The 22,304-nt window shown below is 58.2% G+C and carries 20 protein-coding genes; all 20 read left to right on the top strand.

Translation table 11 applies throughout. The annotated features are described in order from the left end of the window. Nucleotides 1–32 precede the first annotated feature (32 nt). The 20 genes from putP (at nt 33) to K341_RS0100510 (ending at nt 22,253) form a co-directional block, all read left to right on the top strand. The gene (gene putP / locus K341_RS0100605) at nt 33–1,517 is read left to right on the top strand and encodes a sodium/proline symporter PutP (protein WP_026761510.1); all 1,485 of its coding nucleotides are present in this window, start codon (nt 33–35) and stop codon (nt 1,515–1,517) included. A 60-nt stretch (nt 1,518–1,577) separates the two neighbouring features. Beyond that, a complete protein-coding gene (locus K341_RS0100600; RefSeq protein WP_026761509.1) occupies nt 1,578–1,943 on the top strand; it encodes a VOC family protein in 366 nt (121 codons plus the stop codon). A gap of 65 nt (nt 1,944–2,008) precedes the next feature. Next, nucleotides 2,009–2,872, top strand: coding sequence for a response regulator (locus tag K341_RS0100595; protein WP_009349947.1), 864 nt, complete (start codon nt 2,009–2,011; stop codon nt 2,870–2,872). Between the two features lie 3 nt (nt 2,873–2,875). Continuing rightward, nucleotides 2,876–3,340 carry a chemotaxis protein CheX gene (locus K341_RS0100590; protein ID WP_026761508.1) on the top strand — a complete coding sequence of 155 codons (465 nt, stop codon included), beginning with the start codon at nt 2,876–2,878 and terminating at the stop codon, nt 3,338–3,340. Nucleotides 3,341–3,376: 36 nt separating this feature from the next. Continuing rightward, a complete protein-coding gene (locus K341_RS0100585) occupies nt 3,377–3,805 on the top strand; it encodes a YwiB family protein (RefSeq protein ID WP_026761507.1) in 429 nt (142 codons plus the stop codon). 11 nt (nt 3,806–3,816) lie between these two features. Further along, nucleotides 3,817–5,478 (top strand): arginine--tRNA ligase, encoded by a 1,662-nt coding sequence (gene argS / locus K341_RS0100580; protein WP_026761506.1) that lies wholly within the window; start codon nt 3,817–3,819, stop codon nt 5,476–5,478. Nucleotides 5,479–5,504: 26 nt separating this feature from the next. Beyond that, nucleotides 5,505–5,831 (top strand): DNA-directed RNA polymerase subunit delta, encoded by a 327-nt coding sequence (gene rpoE, locus K341_RS0100575; RefSeq protein ID WP_026761505.1) that lies wholly within the window; start codon nt 5,505–5,507, stop codon nt 5,829–5,831. Between the two features lie 22 nt (nt 5,832–5,853). Further along, complete coding sequence (gene pyrG / locus K341_RS0100570; protein ID WP_026761504.1) at nt 5,854–7,464, top strand: CTP synthase; 1,611 nt, start codon at nt 5,854–5,856, stop codon at nt 7,462–7,464. Continuing rightward, nucleotides 7,461–10,745, top strand: a complete 3,285-nt coding sequence (gene mfd / locus K341_RS0100565) for a transcription-repair coupling factor (RefSeq protein ID WP_026761503.1) — start codon at nt 7,461–7,463, stop codon at nt 10,743–10,745. The genes pyrG and mfd overlap by 4 nt, the downstream gene beginning before the upstream one ends. 4 nt (nt 10,746–10,749) lie before the next feature. Next, entirely contained in the window at nt 10,750–11,442 is a 693-nt protein-coding gene (locus tag K341_RS0100560; protein ID WP_026761502.1) for an SAM-dependent methyltransferase, read from the top strand. Nucleotides 11,443–11,590: 148 nt separating this feature from the next. Next, nucleotides 11,591–11,863: an HU family DNA-binding protein gene (locus K341_RS0100555; RefSeq protein WP_009349955.1), complete on the top strand. Its 273-nt coding sequence runs from the start codon at nt 11,591–11,593 to the stop codon at nt 11,861–11,863. A gap of 70 nt (nt 11,864–11,933) precedes the next feature. Then, nucleotides 11,934–12,710 (top strand): SDR family NAD(P)-dependent oxidoreductase, encoded by a 777-nt coding sequence (locus K341_RS0100550; RefSeq protein WP_026761501.1) that lies wholly within the window; start codon nt 11,934–11,936, stop codon nt 12,708–12,710. 69 nt (nt 12,711–12,779) lie between these two features. Beyond that, nucleotides 12,780–13,934 (top strand): MGDG synthase family glycosyltransferase, encoded by a 1,155-nt coding sequence (locus K341_RS0100545; protein WP_026761500.1) that lies wholly within the window; start codon nt 12,780–12,782, stop codon nt 13,932–13,934. Then, nucleotides 13,912–14,211 (top strand): FtsB family cell division protein, encoded by a 300-nt coding sequence (locus tag K341_RS0100540; RefSeq protein WP_009349958.1) that lies wholly within the window; start codon nt 13,912–13,914, stop codon nt 14,209–14,211. The genes K341_RS0100545 and K341_RS0100540 overlap by 23 nt, the downstream gene beginning before the upstream one ends. A 96-nt stretch (nt 14,212–14,307) precedes the next feature. Next, nucleotides 14,308–14,754, top strand: a complete 447-nt coding sequence (locus K341_RS0100535; protein ID WP_009658107.1) for a S1 domain-containing RNA-binding protein — start codon at nt 14,308–14,310, stop codon at nt 14,752–14,754. A gap of 127 nt (nt 14,755–14,881) precedes the next feature. Then, nucleotides 14,882–16,273, top strand: a complete 1,392-nt coding sequence (gene tilS / locus K341_RS0100530) for a tRNA lysidine(34) synthetase TilS (protein WP_487042753.1) — start codon at nt 14,882–14,884, stop codon at nt 16,271–16,273. Continuing rightward, the gene (gene hpt / locus K341_RS0100525; protein ID WP_009438108.1) at nt 16,270–16,815 is read left to right on the top strand and encodes a hypoxanthine phosphoribosyltransferase; all 546 of its coding nucleotides are present in this window, start codon (nt 16,270–16,272) and stop codon (nt 16,813–16,815) included. The genes tilS and hpt overlap by 4 nt, the downstream gene beginning before the upstream one ends. A 17-nt stretch (nt 16,816–16,832) precedes the next feature. Beyond that, the gene (ftsH, locus tag K341_RS0100520) at nt 16,833–18,830 is read left to right on the top strand and encodes an ATP-dependent zinc metalloprotease FtsH (RefSeq protein WP_026761498.1); all 1,998 of its coding nucleotides are present in this window, start codon (nt 16,833–16,835) and stop codon (nt 18,828–18,830) included. A gap of 142 nt (nt 18,831–18,972) precedes the next feature. Further along, nucleotides 18,973–20,835: a glycosyltransferase family 2 protein gene (locus tag K341_RS0100515; RefSeq protein WP_026761497.1), complete on the top strand. Its 1,863-nt coding sequence runs from the start codon at nt 18,973–18,975 to the stop codon at nt 20,833–20,835. A 47-nt stretch (nt 20,836–20,882) separates the two neighbouring features. Further along, nucleotides 20,883–22,253: a bifunctional glycosyltransferase/class I SAM-dependent methyltransferase gene (locus K341_RS0100510; protein ID WP_026761496.1), complete on the top strand. Its 1,371-nt coding sequence runs from the start codon at nt 20,883–20,885 to the stop codon at nt 22,251–22,253. The last annotated feature ends 51 nt before the right edge of the window (nt 22,254–22,304 follow it).

The raw sequence follows: 22,304 nt of genomic DNA, 5'->3' as shown, positions 1-22,304 counted from the left end.
TATTGCTGAATTGATTGTAAGGAGCGCTGTTCTTGGCGGATCGAATAGAGATAAGTATTGTTTTCTTCGTCTATATGTTCCTGATGATGGGCATCGGGGTGTATTATTATCGGCGGACGCGCAACATGAGCGACTATTTCCTCGGTAACCGCAAGCTTGGCGCATGGGTGACCTCCATGAGCGCCGAGGCGTCCGATATGTCGGGCTGGATGCTGATGGGGGTGCCGGGATTTGCGTATGTGGCCGGACTGAATGCGGGCTGGATTGCGCTCGGCATCATCCTCGGAACATGGGCGAACTGGCATTTTGTTGCTGCTCGGCTGCGCGTCTACACGGAGGCGGCGAATAATTCGCTGACACTGCCGGACTTCTTTGAAAATCGCTTTATGAGTGATTCGGGCATGCTGCGCGTCGTACCGGCAATTTTTATTCTGATCTTTTTCATCCTCTATACGTCCTCAGGATTTGTAGCGGCGGGACGCCTCTTTGAGACGATTTTCAGCCTGCCGTATGTGCCGTCGCTCCTGCTCGGAGCGGGTGTCGTCGTGTTCTATACGCTTGTCGGCGGCTTCCTTGCGGTGTCGCGTACGGACTTCATCCAGGGTGTGATGATGTTCTTTGCGATTCTCGTTGTTCCCGTCAGCGCGGCGCTGATGCTCGGCGGGTTTACAGCGACGGCACAGATGCTCTATGCGACGCATGCCTCTTTCTTTGCGCCGCTGACCAAACCCGATGGGTCGACGCTCGGCTTCATCGAGTTCATCTCGCTGATGGCATGGGGCATCGGGTACTTTGGGCAGCCGCATATCCTCGTGCGGTTCATGGCAATCCGGGACGCACGCGAGCTGCCGCAGGCGACGCGCATTGCGATGGCATGGGTCGTGATCTCGCTCGGGGCAGCGCTGCTCGTCGGCATGGTGGGCGCGGTCTATCTGCGGACGCCGCTTGAGGGAACGGCGGCGGAGACAGTGTTCCTCGTGATGGCGGGGGAGCTCTTCCCCCCGATTGCGGCAGGGCTGATCCTCGCGGCAGTACTTGCAGCGATCATGAGTACGGCGTCAGCACAGCTCCTTGTCGCGGCGTCGGCGTTCGCGCAGGACATCTACCGCCGCAGTTTCCGTCCCGCAGCACCCCAAGAGGAACTGGTCTGGGTCAGCAGGATCTCCGTTCTCGCGATCGCGGCGGGCGCAATCTATCTGGGACTGAGCCCCGACAATTTCATCCTCGATATGGTTGCCTATGCGTGGGCGGGCTTTGGCGCGGCGTTCGGTCCCGCGCTCCTCTCGTGTCTCTTTTGGCGGCGGACAACGGAACGCGGCGTGCTCGCGGGTATTGTGACGGGCGGGCTGACGGTGCTCATATGGAAGCAGTTCGCGCCCTTTGGGCTCTATGAAATCGTACCGGGCTTCCTCTTCTCCCTGCTCGCGATCTACGTTGTGAGCAGGCTTGACGCGCCGCCGCCGCAGGCAGTTACGGAGGCCTTCGACCGCGTGGATACGGGGGACGGACGACCGTAATATCGTAACGAAAGATACGGTTTTCCTGCCGATGTTTTGGTATCCTGATAGGAGGGCATGATGGCATTTTCGTTTACACATGTCAATTTCAATGTACTTGATTTGTCTCGGAGTATGGAATTCTATGCGCGTGCTTTTGATTTCAGGGAGAAGCGGCGCTTGGAAGCGTCCGGTTTTACGCTCGTTTATCTGACGGACGGCGCATCGGATTTTGAGCTCGAGCTGACCTATCTCCACGAGCGCAAAGAGCCGTATAATCTCGGGGAGAAGGAGTTCCACCTCGCGCTCTATACGGACGACTACGCTGCGGCACGCGCAAAACATGCGGACATGGACATCATCTGCTACGAGAACGCGGAGATGGGCATTTACTTCGTCGAGGATCCCGACGGATACTGGATCGAAGTTTTGCCAAAAAATATGTGACGGAATACCCAATTTCGTGTATAATGGAGACGCAGTTCAGACTGTGTCAAAGAGGGTGAAAGAATATGGGGAATTTACGGGTACTGGTCGTCGATGATTCCAAGATCAGCCGCGTGATGATTGCCGAGAATCTAAGGGATACGGATTTTGAGGTGTGCGGGATGGCGGCGGACGCCGCGGAGGCGGTGCGCCTCTATGAGGAACTGCGCCCCGATGCCGTGACGATGGATATGAATCTGCCCGATGCAAACGGGCTCGAGTGCAGCCGCCGCATCATTATAATGGATCCGGACGCGAATATCGTGATGGCGAGCGCGATGAAGGATCTGAACCTCATTACGCAGGGCAAGGCGATCGGCATACGGGCGTTCCTGCAAAAACCGATTGCGAAGCAGGATCTCGTTGATGCACTGCATCTGCTTTGTGAGGCGGGAGAGAACCGACTGACGACGTTCCGCGAACTCTATGCAAAGCCGTTTGCACGCGCACTTCAAGAAGGGACGGCGGGACTGCTCCGCATGGAAGGGACGGCGGAGATTGAGGAATACGAACCGCGACACCTCGATGTGAGCGGCGCCGCTGTGATCATCGGCATTACGGGCTTTACGACGGGGCGCGCAATTTTCTATTTGGAAGAGCCGGTGATCAAGCTCTTTGCGATGCATATGCTTGGACGTGCGACCATCGAAGAGATCGAGCCGAGCGAGGCGGACGATGCCGTTGAGGAAGCCGCAAATATCATTGCGGGGCGCGGTATTTCAAAGATTAATAATGTGCTTGAGGGGAAGGAACTGCGCCTGACGCCTCCGGGGACGATCCGCGGGTCGAAGGTGCATATCGTAAGCCCGCGCATGACGACGTTCTGTATCAGTGTGCAGCTGCCGATCGGAACGATCCGGATGAACGTGGGCTTTGCAGAGGGAGAGTAGTCGATGGATGCAAAACTGATCAATCCTTTTGTGGATGCCTTTACGACGGTGATGCCGATGCTGGGCTTTCCTGAGCCGACGCGGACGAAACTCTACGCTGCTTCGAGCCGCACCAAAAGTCTCGGCGTTTCGGTGCTTGTCGGGTTTACGAAACAGATTCGCGGCAATGTCGTTTACAATATGAGTGAGGATACGGCAAAGTTCATTGCTTCCACGATGATGATGGGAATGCCGGTGGAGGCATTCGACGAGATGGCGCAGAGCGCGATCTCCGAGCTCAGCAATATGCTGACGGCGAACACGGCGACGAATATCACGGGACTTGGGCTCGATGTCGACATATCGACGCCGTCGCTTACAGTGGGCAGCGATTTCGAGGTGAAGATCAGCGACGGGCAGTATCTCGTCGTGGAGATGGATCTCAGTGGTAAGCTGGTGGAGCTGGACATTGCCGTTGATCAGAATTAGGGAATGCAGAACACTTTTTATCGGAGGGACGATTCGGTGAAGGGTGGAGAGGTACATGTTTCGCTTGTGGGGCGTCAGGTGGATGCCGCGGGTGAAGAAAGCCGCATTGCGCTGTCCGTCACGGGACGGCGTTTTTTGCGTGGCGACAGCCGCTATGTAAGTTATGACGATACGGAGCTGATCGAGGGAGAGACGGTACCGACGGTGCTGCGCTTCGGTGCGGATCAGATTCTCCTGCAGCGGCGGGGAATTGTGCGGTTTGCACAGCATTTTATACCGGGCAAGGAGCGCCGAAGCAGCTACCACACGCCGTATGGGACGCTCTCTATCACGACGCTGACACGGCGTCTGCGGATGCGCAGGGCGGAGGACGGTGCGGAGGAGGCGTACATTTTCTACACGCTCTATGTGGACGGTGTACGCCAAAGCGATAACACACTGGAAATAAAAATTGAGCCGAGGTAAAGGAGTTTATTGTGCAGATAAAACAGGAGATCGAGCAGGCGATTATGACGGCAGCGGAGCGTGCCGCCGCGGAGGGGCTGCTGCCGCAGGGCGCGGCACTCCCCCCGATTGTCCTTGAGGAGCCGCCTGAGAAGGATATGGGCGATGTTGCGACCAATTTTGCGATGCAGTCGGCGCGTGTGTTCCGTAAGTCTCCGAAAGCGATTGCTGAGATTATTGTATCCTATCTGACAGGGGACTGGCTGGAGCGCACGGAGATTGCGGGGCCCGGCTTCATTAATCTCTATCTAAAGCCTTCGGTATATGCCGATATGCTGCGCGGCGTACTTGTGGCAGGAGAGGCATATGGGCAACTTCCCGCGCGCGCGGATGCACCGCGCGTGCAGGTGGAATATGTCAGCGCAAACCCGACGGGTCCTCTGCATGTGGGGCATGGGCGCGGCGCGGCGGTCGGCTCGGCACTCGTAAAGCTGCTGTGTGCGGCGGGCTATGCGGTCGACAGCGAGTACTATGTCAACGATGCGGGCAATCAGATGAATTTGCTCGCGGTCTCGGTGAATGCGCGCTACCTCGAGCTGCTGGGGCAGGCGGTGACGTTCCCCGAAAACGGTTACCACGGCGCCGACATTACGGAGACGGCGCGGCGCATCATCGATAAGGACGGGGACAAATACCTCGCGCTCCCCGAGGAGGAGCGTCTTAGAATTTTTCAGGATGTCGCCTATCGTGAAAAGCTCGCCGCGCTCAAGGAGGATCTTGCGGATTTCGGCGTGACGTTCGACCGCTGGTTCAGCGAGCGCACGCTCCATCCCGACGCGGTGCGGCGCGCGGTGGACGAACTGCTGGCGCGCGGCACCGCGTACCGGAAGGACGGCGCGGTGTGGCTGCGCTCGACGGACTACGGCGACGATAAGGATCGCGTGATCTTCCGAGATAACGGCGTGCCGACCTATCTCGCGGCGGATATTGCCTACCACGACGATAAATATCGGCGCGGCTATGGGCGTCTTATCAACATCTGGGGAGCGGATCATCACGGTTATGTCGCGCGCGTCAAGGCTGCGATGGCGGCGCTCGGGCACGATCCCGCACAGCTCACAGTCCTATTCCTGCAAATGGTGAGTCTCTACCGCGACGGTGACCTCGTAAAGCTCTCGAAGCGCACGGGTGAGACCGTGACGCTGCGCGAGCTGATGGAAGAAGTTGGCGTCGATGCGGCGCGGTATTTCTTCATCATGCGTTCGCTTGACAGTCAGCTCGATTTCGATCTCGATCTTGCAAAGAAGCGGTCGAACGAGAACCCGGTCTACTACGTCCAGTATGCACATGCGCGCATCTCGAGCATCTTCCGGCAGGCGGGGGAACTTGGTCTCACGCCGGCGGATGGCGCGGAGCTCGCACTGCTGAAGGAGGACACGGAGATCGCCCTCATTAAGAAGCTCGCGGCGTATCCGGAGGAGATCGCACGGGCTGCGGCGGAGTACGCGCCGCAGCGTATCGCGCGGTACAGCTACGAGCTGGCGGGCGCATTTCATTCGTTTTACAATCAATGCCGTATCGTCGGCCGGGAAAAGCCGCTTGCATCGGCGCGGCTCGCGCTCGTCACGGCGACGCGGCATGTTATTCGTCATAGTCTCGGTATCCTCGGCGTTTCGGCGCCCGAGCAGATGTAATCGGTATCTCAGGAAGGAGCGTATTTATGGATTTTGAGCATATGTCGGAGATGGATGTCGCCTATCATATCCTGACGGAGAAGAAGGAGTCTGTGCAGTACAAAGAGCTGATCCTTGCGGTCATCGAGGCGAAACATAAGCCGGTACAGTCGCTCTCGGCGGCGATCTCCGAGATCTACACGATGATGAACATGGACAGCCGCTTTCACTACGAGGGCGAGGGCAAATGGGGGCTCACGGAGTGGGTGCCGCCCGAGGTCAAGCGCTCATCGTCACGCTCTGTTGGCACAGCTAAATCAGGCGTTACAAAGGAGACCATGCGGAAGAAGAAACTCGAAAGCATTCAGAACTGATTGAGACAGGCGGAGGAACGGCATGGCAAAGTATATTTTCGTCACGGGCGGCGTTGTTTCATCTCTGGGCAAGGGCATTACGGCGGCATCCCTCGGTCGCTTGCTTAAGAATCGCGGGCTGAAAGTAACAATTCAAAAATTTGATCCCTACATCAACATCGATCCCGGCACAATGAGCCCGTATCAGCACGGCGAGGTGTTCGTCACCGACGACGGAGCGGAGACGGATCTCGATCTGGGGCATTATGAGCGGTTCATCGACATCAATCTGACGAAGCGCTCCAACATCACGACGGGCAAGGTTTATTCCAATGTGCTCAACAAGGAGCGCCGCGGCGACTACCTCGGTTCGACGGTGCAGGTGATCCCGCACATCACGAACGAGATCAAGCAGCGCGTCTACGATGTGGCAAAGGCGGACGGCGCCGATGTGGTGATCACGGAGATCGGCGGCACCGTCGGCGATATCGAGAGTCTGCCCTTTCTTGAGGCAATTCGCCAGGTCAAAAAAGAGGTCGGCAAGAACGACGCGCTCTATATCCATGTGACGCTCCTCCCCTATATTAGTGCGGCGGGGGAACTCAAGACGAAACCGACGCAGCACAGTGTCAAAGAGCTGCGTGCCATTGGCATTCAGCCGGACATTCTCGTCTGCCGGACGGAGCAGCCCATTCCGCGCGAAATGAAGGAAAAGATTGCACTCTTTTGCGATGTGGACGCGGACGCGGTGATCGAGAACCGTACGGCATCAACAATTTACGAAGTCCCGCTTATGATGCAGCAGGAAGGGCTTGACCGCATCGTCCTGTCGAAGATGGCGATGAATTTTGACCCCTCCAATATGGACGCGTGGGAGCAGATGGTCTTTAAGATCAACCACCCGTCGAAAAAGGTCAAGATTGCCGTCGTCGGGAAATACGTCGCCCTGCCGGATGCCTATATGTCCGTGACGGAAGCGCTGCATCACGGCGGCATCGAAAACGACACACAGGTGAAGATCGCATGGATCAATGCCGAGGAACTTGAAAGCACAGAGGCTGATCTCGACGAACTCTTTGTTGGTTGTAAGGGCATTCTCGTGCCGGGCGGGTTCGGCGACCGCGGCGTCGAGGGCAAGATTCGCGCAATCGAATATGCGCGCACGCACGCGATCCCGTTCCTCGGGCTCTGCCTTGGGATGCAGTGCGCCGTCATCGAGTTCGCACGCAACGTATGTAAACTCAATGAGGCACACAGCACCGAGTTCGCGCCCGAGACGCCGCATCCCGTCATCGCTCTGATGGAGGATCAGCACGGTGTGGAGGAAAAGGGAGGGACGATGCGTCTCGGTGCCTATCCCTGCGTGCTCGCGGAGGGATCGCGCTCGCAGGTGGAGTACGGTGAGGAGGAGATCAGTGAGCGGCACCGGCATCGTTTTGAGTTCAACAACGCGTACCGTGCGCAGCTCTCAGCGGCGGGGCTGGTCATCGCGGGAACGAGTCCCGACGACCGTCTCGTCGAGGTGGTGGAGATCGCGGATCACCCGTGGTTCGTCGCATCGCAGTTCCATCCCGAGCTGAAATCACGTCCGAACCATCCGCATCCCCTCTTTGCAGGCTTTGTCCGTGCGGCGCTTGCGATCGGCAGCAAATGAGCGCATTCTTTGCCGCGCTGCGGCTCGATCCTGCCGTTCGTAAGCTCTCTGAGGAGCTTGCGGCACAGCCCCAGCAGATCCTTGCGCATGGCTGCGCGGGCTCACTTAAGCATGCGGCGGTTGCCGCCGCCTATGACGGCACGCCGCGTCCTTTGGCAATCGTTACGGCGGGGCGAGAGTCCCTGCGTGCGTGGCAGGAGGATCTGACGGCGCTGCTTCCCGAGGCAGACGTCTACGAGCTGCCGGAATTAGACTATGCGCTTGCCGCTGTGCAGGGTGCGGCAAAGGGCATGGAGCGTTCGGCGCAGCGCATGAACATCCTCGGGCGTTTCCTGCGCAGAGAGCCGATCATCGTACTCGCGGACATTGGCGCGGCGGCGCAAAAGGGGCTGAGCGCGGCGGAGTTTTCGCGCGCCTCGCTCTCCCTGCGGCTCGGGGACACACTCGTACGCGAGGAGCTGCTCGCGCGCATGGTCGGCATGGGCTACGAACACGCGGCGGAGGTCGAGCATGTCGGTCAGTTCAGTGTGCGCGGCGGCATCGTCGACATCTTTCCTATCAATGCACTTTCGCCGATCCGCATCGAGTTCTTCGACGCGGAGATTGACTCGATGCGCGAATACGATGCGGTGACGCGGCGTTCCATCAAAAATATCAGCACGGCTTCCATCATGCCGCTGCGTGCGGCGGATGATGAGGGGGAGGCGTGCTTTTTGAGTTATCTCGGCGCGGCGGGCATCACCGTGTTCGACGAGCCGACGCGCCTCATCACCGCCCTGCATGACGCCGTGCAGGAGGACGCGGCGCGCGCCGCACGCATCTTCTCATGGGAGGAACTCGTCGCGGAGGGGGCTGCGGGACATGAGCTGTTCGTCTCCCTCATGAGCCGCAAATTGCCCGCCTGTGCGCCGCGTGCGCTCATCCCGTTTCAAATGGTGCCGATGACGGCGTTCCGGCGGCAGTTCACGCTCCTTGAGAGCGAGCTGCGCCGCTACCTTGCGCAGCAGGCGCGCGTCCTCGTGCTGGCGGGTGGGAGCGAACGGGCAAACGTCATCCGCGATATGCTCGCAGGATGGAGGCTGCCTGCGGCGCTCCTCCGGCGGGAGGCGACACCTGCGCCGGGAGAGATCTCGGCTGCGGGCGGAGCGCTGCGCGCAGGCTTTGAGCTGCCGGCGGCGAATGTCGTCATCCTCACCGAGCAGGACATCTTTGGGCGGCACAAGGCGAAGCTGCGCCGCAGTGCGGGCGCGGGCGAACGCATCCGGCATTTCCGTGAGATTGCGCCCGGCGACTACGTTGTGCATGTCTCGCACGGCATCGGCAAGTACCTCGGCGTGGAGACGCTCGAGGTGGCGGGCGTACACCGCGACTACCTGCACATCCAGTACGGGGGTGACGACAAGCTCTTCGTCCCGACGGATCAGGTCGGTCTCCTGCAAAAATACATCGGCGCGGAGGGGGCGGCGCCGCGTCTGCACCGCATGGGGACGGCGGATTGGGCGCGCGCACGCGCGAAGGCGCAGAAATCCGTCGAGGACATCGCGGATCATTTGCTCGAGATCTATGCCAAGAGAAAACTCGCCGCAGGTCACGCCTTTACCCCGGACGACGCGATGCAGCGCGAGTTCGAAGAGGCGTTTCCGTACGAGGAGACGGAGGATCAGCTGCGTGCCATCGAGGAGATCAAGCGCGATATGGAGAGCGAGCGCCCGATGGATCGCCTGCTCTGCGGCGATGTTGGATTCGGCAAGACCGAGGTCGCCGTCCGCGCTGCGTTTAAGGCGGCGATGGACGGATTTCAGGTCGCAGTGCTCGTGCCGACAACGGTGCTCGCGCAGCAGCATTATCAGACCTTTGCCGCGCGCTTTGTCGACTTTGCGCCAAAGGTCGATGTGGTCTGCCGCTTTCGTACACCGCGTGAGCAGGCGGAGACGCTGCGTGAGGTGGAAGAAGGACGCGTGGACATTCTCATCGGGACACACGCAATCCTCAACCGTACGCGTGTGCATTTTCGAAAGCTTGGACTGCTCATTGTCGACGAGGAGCAGCGGTTTGGCGTGACGCAAAAGGAGCGCATTAAGGAGTTTGCCGCAGGTGTAGACGTGCTCACGCTCTCAGCGACGCCAATCCCGCGCACGCTCCACATGTCGCTTGCGGGCGCGCGCGATATGAGCATCATCGAGACGCCGCCTGCCGACCGACTGCCCGTGCAGTCCTACGTCGTGGAGAGCAGCGACGCGATGATGCGCGGTGCGATCGAGCGCGAGCTTTCGCGCAAAGGACAGGTGTATTTCATCTACAACCGCGTGGAGAGTATCGATCGGATGCGCGAGCACCTGCTGCGCCTCGTGCCGGAGGCGCGTATCGCCACGGCGCACGGGCAGATGAATGAGGACATCCTCGAGCAGGTCATGATGGATTTTTACGAGGGACATTACGACATCCTCCTTGCGACGAGTATCATTGAGAACGGTATCGATGTGGCGAACGCGAATACGGTCATCATCTACGACGCGGATCGGTTCGGGCTGTCCCAACTCTATCAGATGCGCGGACGCGTGGGGCGATCGGCGAAGATGGCGTTTGCCTATTTCACCTATCGGCGCGACAAAGTGCTGAGTGAGACGGCAGAGAAGCGGCTGCAGGCAATGAAGGAGTTTGCGCAGCTCGGCTCGGGCTTTAAGATCGCGATGCGAGACCTTGAAATCCGCGGGGCAGGGAGCCTGCTCGGGGCACAGCAGCACGGGCATATCGCGGGCGTCGGCTTTGAGATGTATGTGAAACTGCTCGAGGAGGCGGTGGCAAAACGGCGCGGCGTGGCGAAGGAATCGCCGGAGGTCGAACCGGTTATCGATCTGCCCGTCGAGGCGTATATTGATGGCGGCTACATCGAAGATGCGATGCATAAAATCGAAATTTATCAAAAGATTGCGGCGGTGCGTACCGGTGAGGATCTGGATGCGCTGCTCGACGAACTGATCGACCGGTTCGGGGAACCGACTCCGCCCGTGCTCGCACTGCTTGATATCGCGCGCATCAAGAATCTTGCACGCAGCTTTGGGGCACGCAGTATTACTGCCCACGGCGAGGCATTTGATATCAGCCTGCCCGAGGGGACAAAGCTGCCTCTGCAGGCGCTCGTGCGTCTCAACGAACGCTGGGGACGGCAGATCGGCCCCGTTCCCGAGGGCGCGGGCTACCGCATCCGGCTGAATGCGAAGGAATGCAAATATATTTTGGATACCGCACTGGAAATTGTGCAGATGATCTGCGGAGAGTGATACAATGGGAAAATATCGGCTGACGGTCGCAGGGCTCGGACCCGGGGCACCCGGACTGGTGACGCGCGAGACATGGGATCGTATCGCCACGGCACGGCACATTATCCTGCGGACGCGTATCCATCCGACGGTGGAGGCACTCGATGCAGCGGGCATATCGTATGAAAGTTACGATGATTTTTATGAGACTGCAGCGAATTTTGAGGAATTGTATGCGCGCATCGCAGGAGATCTGCTCCAACGTGCGGCACAGGAGGAGATTTTATACCTTGTGCCGGGCAGCCCGTTTGTCGCCGAGCGCACGGTGCACCTCCTGCGGGCGTGGACACACGCGGAGGGGGAGGACGTCAAGATCCTGCCCGCGATGAGTTTCTTGGAGCCGCTCTTTGCGGTGCTCGGTCTCGATCCCGTGCATGGACTTTCCATCGTGGACGCCGCCGATGAGGATCGCATTGCCGAGGGGCTGCGCGGCGATACGATTGTGACGCAGGTCTATGCGCGTGAAATAGCGTCCAATCTGAAGCTGTTGCTCATGGAGCATATGGAGGATACACGGGAGGTATACTATCTGCATCACCTCTGTCTGCCGGATGAACGGATTGCACGGATCGCTCTTTTTGAACTCGATCGGCAGGAGGATACGGATCATTTGACGAGCCTTTTCATCCCCGATACGCCCCTTTTTTGGGAAAAATGATGAAAAAATATACTTTTTTTCGTGGAAATGTGGCTTTTTTCACTCTCCCCCCCTTGATTTTTCGAAGTAATTCTGTTAAATTCTCTCATGACGGTGCGGTCATTAGGGTCGCAGGGAAAAAGAAAATATCTTAAAGGAGGATGCTACTTTGAACAAACAGGAATTAGTCGCAAACGTAGCAGAGCAGGCAAATCTCACGAAGAAGGACGCGGAAAAGGCTGTCAACGCCATTTTTGAGACAATCAAGGGTGCTCTTTCCGAAGGTGACAGAGTTCAGCTGATTGGTTTCGGCACGTTCGAGGTGAAGGCGCGTCAGGCGCGCAAGGGGCGCAATCCCCGTACGGGTAAGGAGATCAATATCCCGGCTTCGAAGACGCCTGTGTTCAAGGCTGGCAAGGCTCTGAAAGATTCTGTAAACTGAGTCGAAACGGCGTGAGACCGGGTTCCCCGATGGGGGAATCCGGTCTTTTTTGTCTATACGGTGAGGTCGTATGAAAGAACTCGTTTTCTCGCCTACTGCTTTTGCAGGGCGGACGGTACTGATCTCAGGAGGGACGTCGGGGATCGGATATGCTGCGTCGGAGATCTTTCTTGCGTGCGGCGCGTCGGTCGTTCTGATGGGGCGCGATCAGGTACGCGGAGAAACGGCGCTTGCGCGTCTTGCGGGCGGTGCGCGTGCAGTCTACTGCGCGGGTGACGTACGCCTGACTGCGGACTGCCGTGCGGTGGTGGATGAGGCGGTACACGCCTTCGGCGGGCTTGATATTCTTGTCAATGCGGCGGGAATTTATGCGGAGGGGGCGCTTGAGGAGCTTTCCGATACGACGCTCGAGGAACTCCTTGACGTCAATCTAAAGGGGACAATGCAGATGACGCGCGCGGCTCTGCCGTATCTGCGTGCTGCGCGGGGCAATATTGTGAACGTCGCGTCTGATGCGGGGCTGCATGGCAACTACTACTGCGCGGCGTATGCGGCGACAAAGGGGGCGGTCGTTGCCTTCACACGTTCACTCGCTCTTGAGACGGCACGGGACGGCCTGCGTGTCAACGCCGTTGCGCCTGCGGATATTTTAACACCGCTCACGGAGCGGCAGCTCAGACCGGATCTGCCGCGTGAGGAGCAGCTGCGCACGATGGCGGAACTCTACCCGACGGGACGCATCGGCACGCCGGAGGAAGCGGCGTCGGTGATCGCATTCCTCGCATCGTCCGGTGCGACATGGGTGACGGGCAGTGTCTATACGGTGGACGGTGGGCTCACAGCATAGCTGCAAAAAAACTTTTGTCCGCGGCATGGAATTGTGATACAATAAACGTATTCAGCGGAGGAGGCGATCATGGGGCGTGTTCATATTCTCATTTTGACCGCTTCCATCGGCGCCGGACATACGCGGGCGGCGGAGGCGATTCATGCGGCAATTGCTGCGCGTGCGGGCGAGAACGTGCGTATTTCCGTTGTGGATTTTATGGCGCGCGACGTCTCTGTGATTCACTACCTCATGAAGCGTGTTTATCTCATGATGCTGCGTTTTGTCCCGAATCTGTACGATGTGTTCTTCCGCTTTGCGGGGAGTGCGGCGGGGGGCGGCGTGGTGCGCTCTGCATTTGCGTGGGTGATGGTGCGGACGATGGGGCGGCTTATACGCTCTTATCGTCCGGATCTCGTTGTTGCGACGCACCCTTTTCCGGAGGGGGCTGCGGCGTTGTGGCGGGCGCGATACGGCGGGGACTTTTTGCTCGCGGCGCTTCTGACGGATTATGCACTCCACCGGATCTGGCTCTCACGCGGTGTAGATACCTACTTCGTCGCGACCGAAGCGATGGCGGCGCAGATGGCGGAGCTGGGGATTGACCGCAGCTTAGTGCATGTGACGGGCATCCCCATTGCGCGTGCAGAGCGTCATGTGAACCGCGCAGCGGCGAAGGAGCGCGCAGGAGTTCCCTTCGAACTGCCGGCGCTTCTACTCATGGGTGGTGGGCTCGGGCTCGGCGATATAGAGCGGACGCTGTGTGCACTCGAGACAAGTCAGGAACGGCTTGCCGTTCTTGTTGTGGCGGGGCACAATGCGGCACTTGCCGCGGATGCGCGGCGTGCAGCCCGGACATCGCGCCATCTGATCCGTGTATGGGATTATACCGATGAGGTACCGCTGCTCATGCGGGCGGCGGATCTGCTTATTACAAAACCGGGGGCACTCACGATCAGCGAGGCGTTTGCAGCGGGGCTGCCGCTCCTGCTGCATGATCCGATCCCGGGACCTGAGACGGAGAATGCGGTCTACGCGACACGGCGGGGCGCCGCAGTATGGCTGCATCCGGGCGAGCAGATCGTACCCGCCGTCGCGGAGATTCTCGCAAATCGATTGCCTGCAATGCGCAAAGCAGCGCACGCATCGGCACGAGAAGAGGCGGCGGACTGCGCGGCGCAGATATTGATGGAGATGTGCAGGAGCAAGAGAGGAGATAGAGATGGCGCGAAAGAGACCGTCTAGACGACCGCGCTGGTTCGTCATTGTACTCATCCTCATTCTGGGCTATTTTGGCTCGATTCTTGTGTCGCAAGGGCTTTATCTCTCCCATGTCCACGAAGATCAGCGAGGTGCGGCGGAACGCCTTGCGGCAGCGCAGGCGGAGAACGAGCGCCTCTTGGCAGAAAAGCAGCACCTTGGCGAACTCCCATATATCGAAAAATTGGCACGGGAAGAGCTGGGAATGACGCGCGTCGGAGAACTGCCCTATGCCCCCGGAAAACGCAGCGGCGGCAACTGATTTTCTTGACACACGGCGTATGTGTTGGGTATAATAAACGGGTCATCAATCATCGGGGGTGACCCCGCCGGTTTTGTATTGAAGGGAAGAAGTGTTTTGGCCATTGAAGTTGGCAGTGTAGTAGAAGGCGTCGTTACAGGGATCACGAATTTTGGCGCTTTCGTCGAACTCCCGGAAGGAAAGACAGGGCTCATTCACATCTCGGAGGTTGCCGATGTCTATGTGAACGACGTGCATGATTTCCTCAAGGAGCGCGATACGGTTCGCGTGAAAGTTCTCACCGTGGATGACCGCGGTAAGATCGGTCTTTCCATCAAGGCGCTTCAAGATAAGGCGCAGGCACCGGCGCAGCCGTCCGCCGCCCCCGCGCGCCCACCGCGTCCCCCCCGCGATATGCGGCGCACGGCGGCATCACGGCAGCCGGGATCTCCCTCGTTCGAGGATAAGCTCTCCCGGTTCCTGAAGGACAGCGACGAACGTCTGACGGATCTGCGCCGTAAGACGGACTCCAAGCGGGGCGGCAGAGGATCGCGCCGCGGATGATGTAAAGTAAGCGGCAGCGCATGGGTGCGGCAAAACATCCGGTTGGAACGCCCCTCATGCGGGGCATTACTGTAAAATGGGTGAAGGGCACTCTGTAAGGAGTGTCCTTTCTTTGTTGGAGGCGTCTGTGCAAACAAAGGTTGAACATGTTCTGCGCGCGCACGATTTTTTTTCACCGCTGCGCCATATCCTCGTCGCGTGTTCCGGCGGTGTGGATTCGCTCGCACTGCTTGATGTGCTCGACCGCTTCCGTCGTGCAGGGGGCGCGCATATTACATGTGCACATGTGGAGCACGGTATCCGCGGGGTGGCATCACGCGCGGATGCGCGGTTCGTCAAAGACTATTGTGCGGTGCAGGGCATTCCTTTCACCTGTGCAGCGGTGGATGCGCCCGCCTACGCGCGGGCACATCGAATGTCCCTTGAGACGTCAGCACGGATCCTGCGCTATGAATTTTTATATCGCGCGCGCGAAGAATGTGGCTGTGACTGTATTGCGACGGCACATCATGCGGACGATCTCGCCGAGACGGTTCTCATGCGCATCCTGCGGGGGACGGGAACGGCGGGGCTGGCTGCCATGCGGGAATGGGACGGTGTGCTGCTGCGCCCGCTCCTCACGGCGACACGGGCAGAGATTGTCTCTTATGCACGTGCCCGCGCGCTTGCGCCGCGTTCTGATGAAACGAACGAGATGTGCGACGCGATGCGCAACCGGATACGGAACAAACTCCTGCCGATCCTGCGTGCCGACTATAATCCCGCAGTAGGGGTGGCACTCGTGCGCTTGAGCACGCTCGCGCGGGAGGAAGATGAATTCATCGCGGAGCTTTCCGCCGATGCACTCAGACGGGCGGAGGACGCGGGGGGGCTCTCCACAGCCGTCCTGTGCGGGCTCCATCCCGCACTGCAGCGGCGCGTCCTGCGGCTCTATTGGCAGAAGGCAACGGCGGGGGGCAAGGATTTTTCCTATCTCCACGAGGAGCAGATGCGCAGCCTGATTTTCGTGAGGGGCGTTGCGCAGATCGATATGCCGCACGGTTATACGGCGGTCTGCCAATACGGGCGGCTGATACTGAAAAAGAAAGAAATACAAAACGATCAACCAAAAGATCCTGAAATTATACTTCCCATAGAACGTGAATATGCTATAATAGACTTTCAAGACTTTCAAATCCGTACCAGACGGATCCGGGGTGTCCGCCCTGCGGACTGCCTGCGCCGTGCGGGCGCGTATACGATCTACGCGGATGCGGCGCATCTGCCGCCCCTTATCCTGCGCACACGACGCGCCGGAGATTATCTGCGGCTTCCGGTCGGTCAAAAAAAACTCAAGAAGATTCTCATCGACGACCGTGTACCGCAGGAACAAAGGAACCGAATGCCGCTGATCGCCGTTGCGGGCGGCAGCGAGATCCTATGGATCGTCGGCGGCAGGCGGAGCATCCTCGCTCCGCTCACGGAGGAGACCGGAGAAATTGTAGAGATCAAATGTGTGAAGGAGACGATAGCCACATGATGAGCGACGATATTGAACGCATATCCTTTTCCGAAGAGGAAATTGCGGCGCGCGTACGCGAGCTCGGCGCGCAGATTGCCGCCGACTACCGCGATGCAAAGGAGACGGTCTACTGTGTCGGCATCCTCAAGGGAGCCGCCGTGTTCTTTACCGATCTGGTTCGCGCTATCGAACATCCGGTGTCCTTTGACTTTATGATCGTGTCGAGTTACGGCGATGCGACCGTGTCGAGCGGACAGGTTAAAATTTTGAAAGACCTCGATTTTTCGATTGAAAATAAACACGTCATTATCGTTGAGGACATCATTGACTCGGGGACGACAATGCGATATCTGCGGCAAATGCTGGAGGGGCGGCATCCGAAGAGCATCAAGCTTTGTGCGTTCCTCTCAAAGCCGTCGCGCCGTGTTGCGCCCGTCGAGATCAACTACCTTGGCTATGAGGTGCCGGATGAGTTTCTCGTGGGCTATGGGCTCGACTATGCGGAAAAATACCGGAACCTTCCCTATATCGGTGTATTGAAACATTCCGTTTATGAGTAATTCGGAGGAGGGATGAGTTGAATCAATCACTTTTACGCAATCTCGCATTTTATGCGCTGATGTTCTTTGTCGTATGGACGGCTGCCGACTATATGTCGGGGGAGCACCGCAATGCACAGCAAAGTACGGCGCTTGGATACAGTGAATTCACGGCGAAGGTGAACGCGGGTGAGGTCGATAAAGTCGTCATCATTCAAAACAATATCCGCGGAACGCTCAAGGATGGTACGGCGTTTACGACCATTACCCCCGAGGCGCCGAACAGTGACCGGGATCTCTATCAGCGTCTTTCGGAAAAAGGCGTCAATATCTCTGCGGAGAATCCACCCGAACCGCCGTGGTGGCAGACGCTGCTCTCCTCGCTCATTCCAATCGCGCTGCTCATTGGATTCTGGTTCTTCATGATGCAGCAGTCGCAGATGGGCGGCGGACGGCTGATGAATTTCGGCAGGTCACGCGTGCGGCTCATGATCAGCGACAAGAAAAAGGTGACGTTCGCCGATGTTGCGGGTGCGGACGAGGCGAAACAGGAACTCGAGGAAGTCGTTGAGTTCCTAAAAACCCCTGATAAATTCAACGAGCTCGGTGCGCGTATACCAAAAGGGGTTCTGCTCTTCGGTCCTCCGGGCACAGGAAAAACCCTGCTCGCAAAGGCTGTTGCAGGCGAGGCGGGCGTGCAGTTCTTTACCATCAGTGGTTCCGACTTTGTCGAGATGTTCGTCGGTGTTGGCGCTTCGCGCGTGCGCGATCTCTTTGATCAGGCAAAGAAAGCCGCGCCCTGCATTGTCTTCATCGATGAGATTGATGCAGTCGGTCGTCAACGCGGTACAGGACTCGGAGGCGGGCACGACGAGCGGGAGCAGACCCTCAATCAGCTCCTCGTGGAGATGGACGGCTTTGCGTCCAACGAGGGGATTATCATTATCGCGGCGACGAACCGTCCCGATGTACTCGACCCTGCGCTGCTGCGTCCCGGACGCTTTGATCGGCAGATTGTCGTCGATAAGCCTGATGTGCGCGGGCGCGAGGCGATCCTCAAGGTGCATACGAAGGGGAAACCCGTTGCGGACGATGTGAATCTCGACGTTCTTGCACGGCGTACGCCCGGTTTTACGGGGGCAGATCTCAGCAATCTCGTCAACGAGGCGGCGCTGCTTGCCGCACGGCGCAACAAGAAGCAGATCCACATGGCGGAAACGGAGGAAGCGATCGAGCGTGTCATGGCGGGTCCCGAACGCAAATCTCATGTCATGAACGAGGAGGAGAAGCGACTTACCGCCTATCACGAGGGCGGGCATACGCTCGTCGGCATGATGCTCGAGCACGCTGATCCCGTGCATAAGGTTACGATCATTCCGCGCGGGCGTGCGGGTGGATATATGCTCTCTCTGCCGAAGGAGGATCGTTCCTACCGCACGCGCTCGGAGCTGCTCGACCGCATCAAGGTTGCACTTGGCGGACGTGTCGCCGAGGAAGTTGTGCTCGGCGAGATCAGCACAGGCGCATCGAGCGACATACAGACCGCAACGCAGATCATCCGCAGCATGATCATGCAGTATGGCATGAGTGATACGATCGGACCCATCGCCTACGGAGAGGAGAACCATCAGGTATTCCTCGGCCGCGACTTCAATCGCGACCGCAATTACTCCGAGGACATCGCGGGGCAGATCGACCGCGAGGTGCGCCGCTATATCGACGAAGCCTACGAAGCGTGCCGCACGATCATCGTCGAGAACCGCGACAAGCTCGACCTCATTGCAAACGCGCTGCTCGAACGAGAGACGCTGAATGCGGCGGAGCTTGAGGAACTGATGAACCGGGGGCATATTGCCGAAAAGTCGGACGAGTCTGAGGACGATGATGATGACGATACCGCGTTCCTCATCCCCGTGGATGTTGTGATCGACGACTCCTCGAAGACGAGCGAAGAGGCGGAGCGTACCGTAGAGGAGCGTACGGTTCCCATTCCAACGGCGGAGCCCAAATTCAACCTGACTCAGTGGAATAAGTAACGCAGCTAAGGTGCTGCCGCATGGAATCGGCGTGCGGCGGCATCTTTTCTTTTAGAACTACAGGTATTTCGCCGATAATAAAATAGAGTATCAATACCTGCACTTTGAATGGCGAGGCGCAGGGAGAAATGAGAGGGCACATATGCATTGGTTTGAGGAGATACTAGGCGCAGCGGACGATGGCGTTCGCTATGTGGATCAGACGCTGCGTGAAGAAGGAGTGCTCACGGAGGAATCAAGAGACGTCCTTGAGAATCTGGCGGCGGTGATGGAGCACGTTGCGGAGCGTCTCGCGCAGGAAGAGGGCGTTCTCATCGAAAAATGCCGCCGCTATGCGCTGAATACGGCACACTCTGCCCGGAAGACGCTTGCCGCGCAGACGCTGCAGGCGTCGTACAATCTATTGGCGTTCGAGGTGCAGCCGCTCTTTTCGGATCTCTGCTATCAGCTCGATCTCGAGTACAATGTCCTGCGCGACGAGTCGGCGCGTGCGGAGCGTCTCACACAGGTGCTTGCGGCATTTGAGGCGGCGCGGCGGCGTCCGCGGCGCACGGACTTTAAGTACCGCGTCACCATCATTGTTCCCGCGTACAACAAGGTGGAGTTTTCGCGCTGTGCAGTCGAGAGCCTGTTCCGTCATACGGATTTTTCCCATGGGGACATCGAGCTGATTACGATCAACGACGGCTCGACGGATGGGACGGAGGAATATTTTAACAGTCTGCCCCATGAGAAGAAGATCAACCTCAAATACAATGTCTACAATCATCTCGGATGGGGCATCGCACGCCATATCGCGGAGGGGGCGCACGTTGTCTATTTCTCGAACGACGCTGTGGCGACGCCGCATTGGCTGGAGAATTTGCTCCGGGTGCATGAGGAGATGCCCGAGGTCTTTTGGACTGTTCCGACCTGCAACGAGAATTGTATCTCGAACGCGCAGGGGATTCCTGTCGACTACGAGAATACCTTTGAGGACATGGGGAAAATGGAGGCGTTCGCAGCGCGCAATAATTGCTCGAACCCACTGCTATGGGAGGAGCGGGCCGCGCTCATGCCCTTTGTCAGCGTCGTGCCAAACCTTTTTGACGTGCCGGAGATCTGTGCGGACTACACCTATACCATGTGTGATTTCGAGGATGACGATTTCTCGACAATACTCCGGCGGTCGGGATTCAAACAGATCCTCGCAAAGGACACGTTTGTGCACCATTTCGGCGGGGTGACGCTGAACGAGGTGCGCAGAAAATCCGTCAACTTTGCAAGCCTTGTCAATATGCGCCCCGTTTTCCGTGAGAAATGGAAGGTTGACCCGTGGCAGTCCCGTGCGCATATGCCGTATCTCGAAGAGGCGCTTTCGGCACAGACCTATGCGAATGAACCGGTGCGCGCGCTTGTGATTGAGCCGATGTTCGGCGAGGGGCTTTTCACGATACGGAATTTCTTTCGGCGTACACAGAGGCGCGTGACGATTGATGCCGTCGTTGCGGATGAGCGGTATCTGCCGGACAGCAAGTATACGGCGGATCATGTGTATGCGCTGCCGCATCTCGACAATATAGAGGAACATATCCGGGAAAAATACGACATCATCGTTATGGGAGCGGCGCTCAATGATCTTTCCGTACGGCGCGTCGTCCCGTTCTTCCGGATGTGTCGGCGTATGCTGCGTGCCGGGGGATTCATCCGGTGCCGCATTGTCAATTACAGCAGCGCTGAGAACATTCTGCAAAGGCTGCCAAACAGCATTCCGCCTCTTGTCTACGATATTGTCCCCGATGCGGACGGGTACCGTGCGTTTTCCATTGATGAGACGGTCGGCGTCCTGCAGCGGGAGCTCGGCGCGCGGGAAATCAGTCTGCACTACATTGCGGGGGGACATTTTTTCCCCGGTACGGAGGAGATCGAGGCGCTCGCGGCGCGCCTGACGGATTGTACGGATGCGCAGCGCGGCGCACTCCGAAACCTTCTGTACGGCGATCTTTTGATTCTGCATATTACGTAGTGTATCGTGCATATCGTCTTCCAGCGCATCAATAGGGAGGAGGCAGCGTGCCAAAATTAAGTATTATTATCCCCGTGTATCGGATGAAGTCGCAATTGCAGCAGTGTTTGGCATCGATTCGCCGCACCGTTCGGATTCCCTATGAGATCATCGTCGTTGACGACGGCTCGCCGCAGGGCGAAGAACCGGCGTACGAACTTTCCAACGAAGATGGGATTCGGATGCTGCGGTCAAAGGAGCATCGCTCCATGGGACATGCGCTGTGTATGGGACTGCAGGAAGCGGACGGCGATGTCATCCTGTTCCTCCACGCGGACATTATGCTGAGTCCCTATACGGTGGAGGATATGCTCGATGCCCTCATCGCGCGCCCGGAGATCGGTGCGGTGAGTGCGGTCACGATGCGGATGAACGAGCACCGGCAGTTCAGTTCGCAGCCGAGCTATCGGGGGTGGGAGAATTTTGCAGCGGCGGCAGAGCAGCGCAGGAGCGGCGGTCTTACGATGCATCCAACGCTCTATTTGGAGCTGTTTTGCTTGATGGCACGAAGGGATGCCGTATGCGCGGCGGGGCTTCCCGACGAGGCGTATCGGACGCCGTGTATGACGGCGATCGACTATACATTGCGTATGGTGAGGGCGGGGTATCGCTTAGGGCTTTTGCCGTCCGTCTATGTACATCATCAAGAGAACGCGCATGCGCAGAACATAGATGCTTACGATAAGGAAATATTGGCGGAAGCCGATCTGTTTCATGAAAAATGGGGCGTGAGTCTCACTTATTCGTTCGGCGTTCGAGACGACCTCTTCTCACTGATGGATCTGTCCTCGGAGGGGCTCCGCATCCTAGAAATCGGATGTGCGTGCGGGGCAACGCTCATGGAGATCGGCGCGCGCAGCCCTTCGGCAAAACTCTACGGCGTGGAGCTGAATGAAAAAGCGGCTGAGATTGCGCGGACGTATGCCAACGTGCTCGCGATGGATGTGGAGCGTGTGGATGAAAACGACATCCGGGAGCGGTTTGACTACATCCTCATGCCCGATGTGCTTGAGCACTTGATTGATCCATGGAAAGCGCTCCGCAATATGCGAAAGCTCCTCGTGCCGGGCGGCTGCATCGTTGCGAGCATCCCCAACGTCGCGCATATCTCGAACCTCTATTACCTCCTGCAAGGAAGGTGGGAATATCAAGACGCGGGGCTTTTAGACCTCACGCATTTCCGCTTCTTCACGCAGCATGAAATTGTCCTGATGTTCCGGGAGGCAGGGCTGACCGTCGAGGATATGAAGCCGCATCAATTTGATCTGCCTGCGGCGATGACGGAACTGCGCAGGGAGCTGCTTGCCCTGCGTTCGATCAACGTGCGCGCAGATGATCTGGACGCATATCAATGGTGCGTCCGCGCGCGGAGAGAATAAAATCTATTTTTTTGTAGCGTAGAGTCGTTATCTGCTGTATAATGGGGCGGA

This window comes from Centipeda artemidis DSM 19719 (assembly GCF_000426665.1).
Classification (GTDB): domain Bacteria; phylum Bacillota; class Negativicutes; order Selenomonadales; family Selenomonadaceae; genus Centipeda; species Centipeda artemidis.
This window is presented reverse-complemented; position numbering and strand designations above follow the sequence as displayed.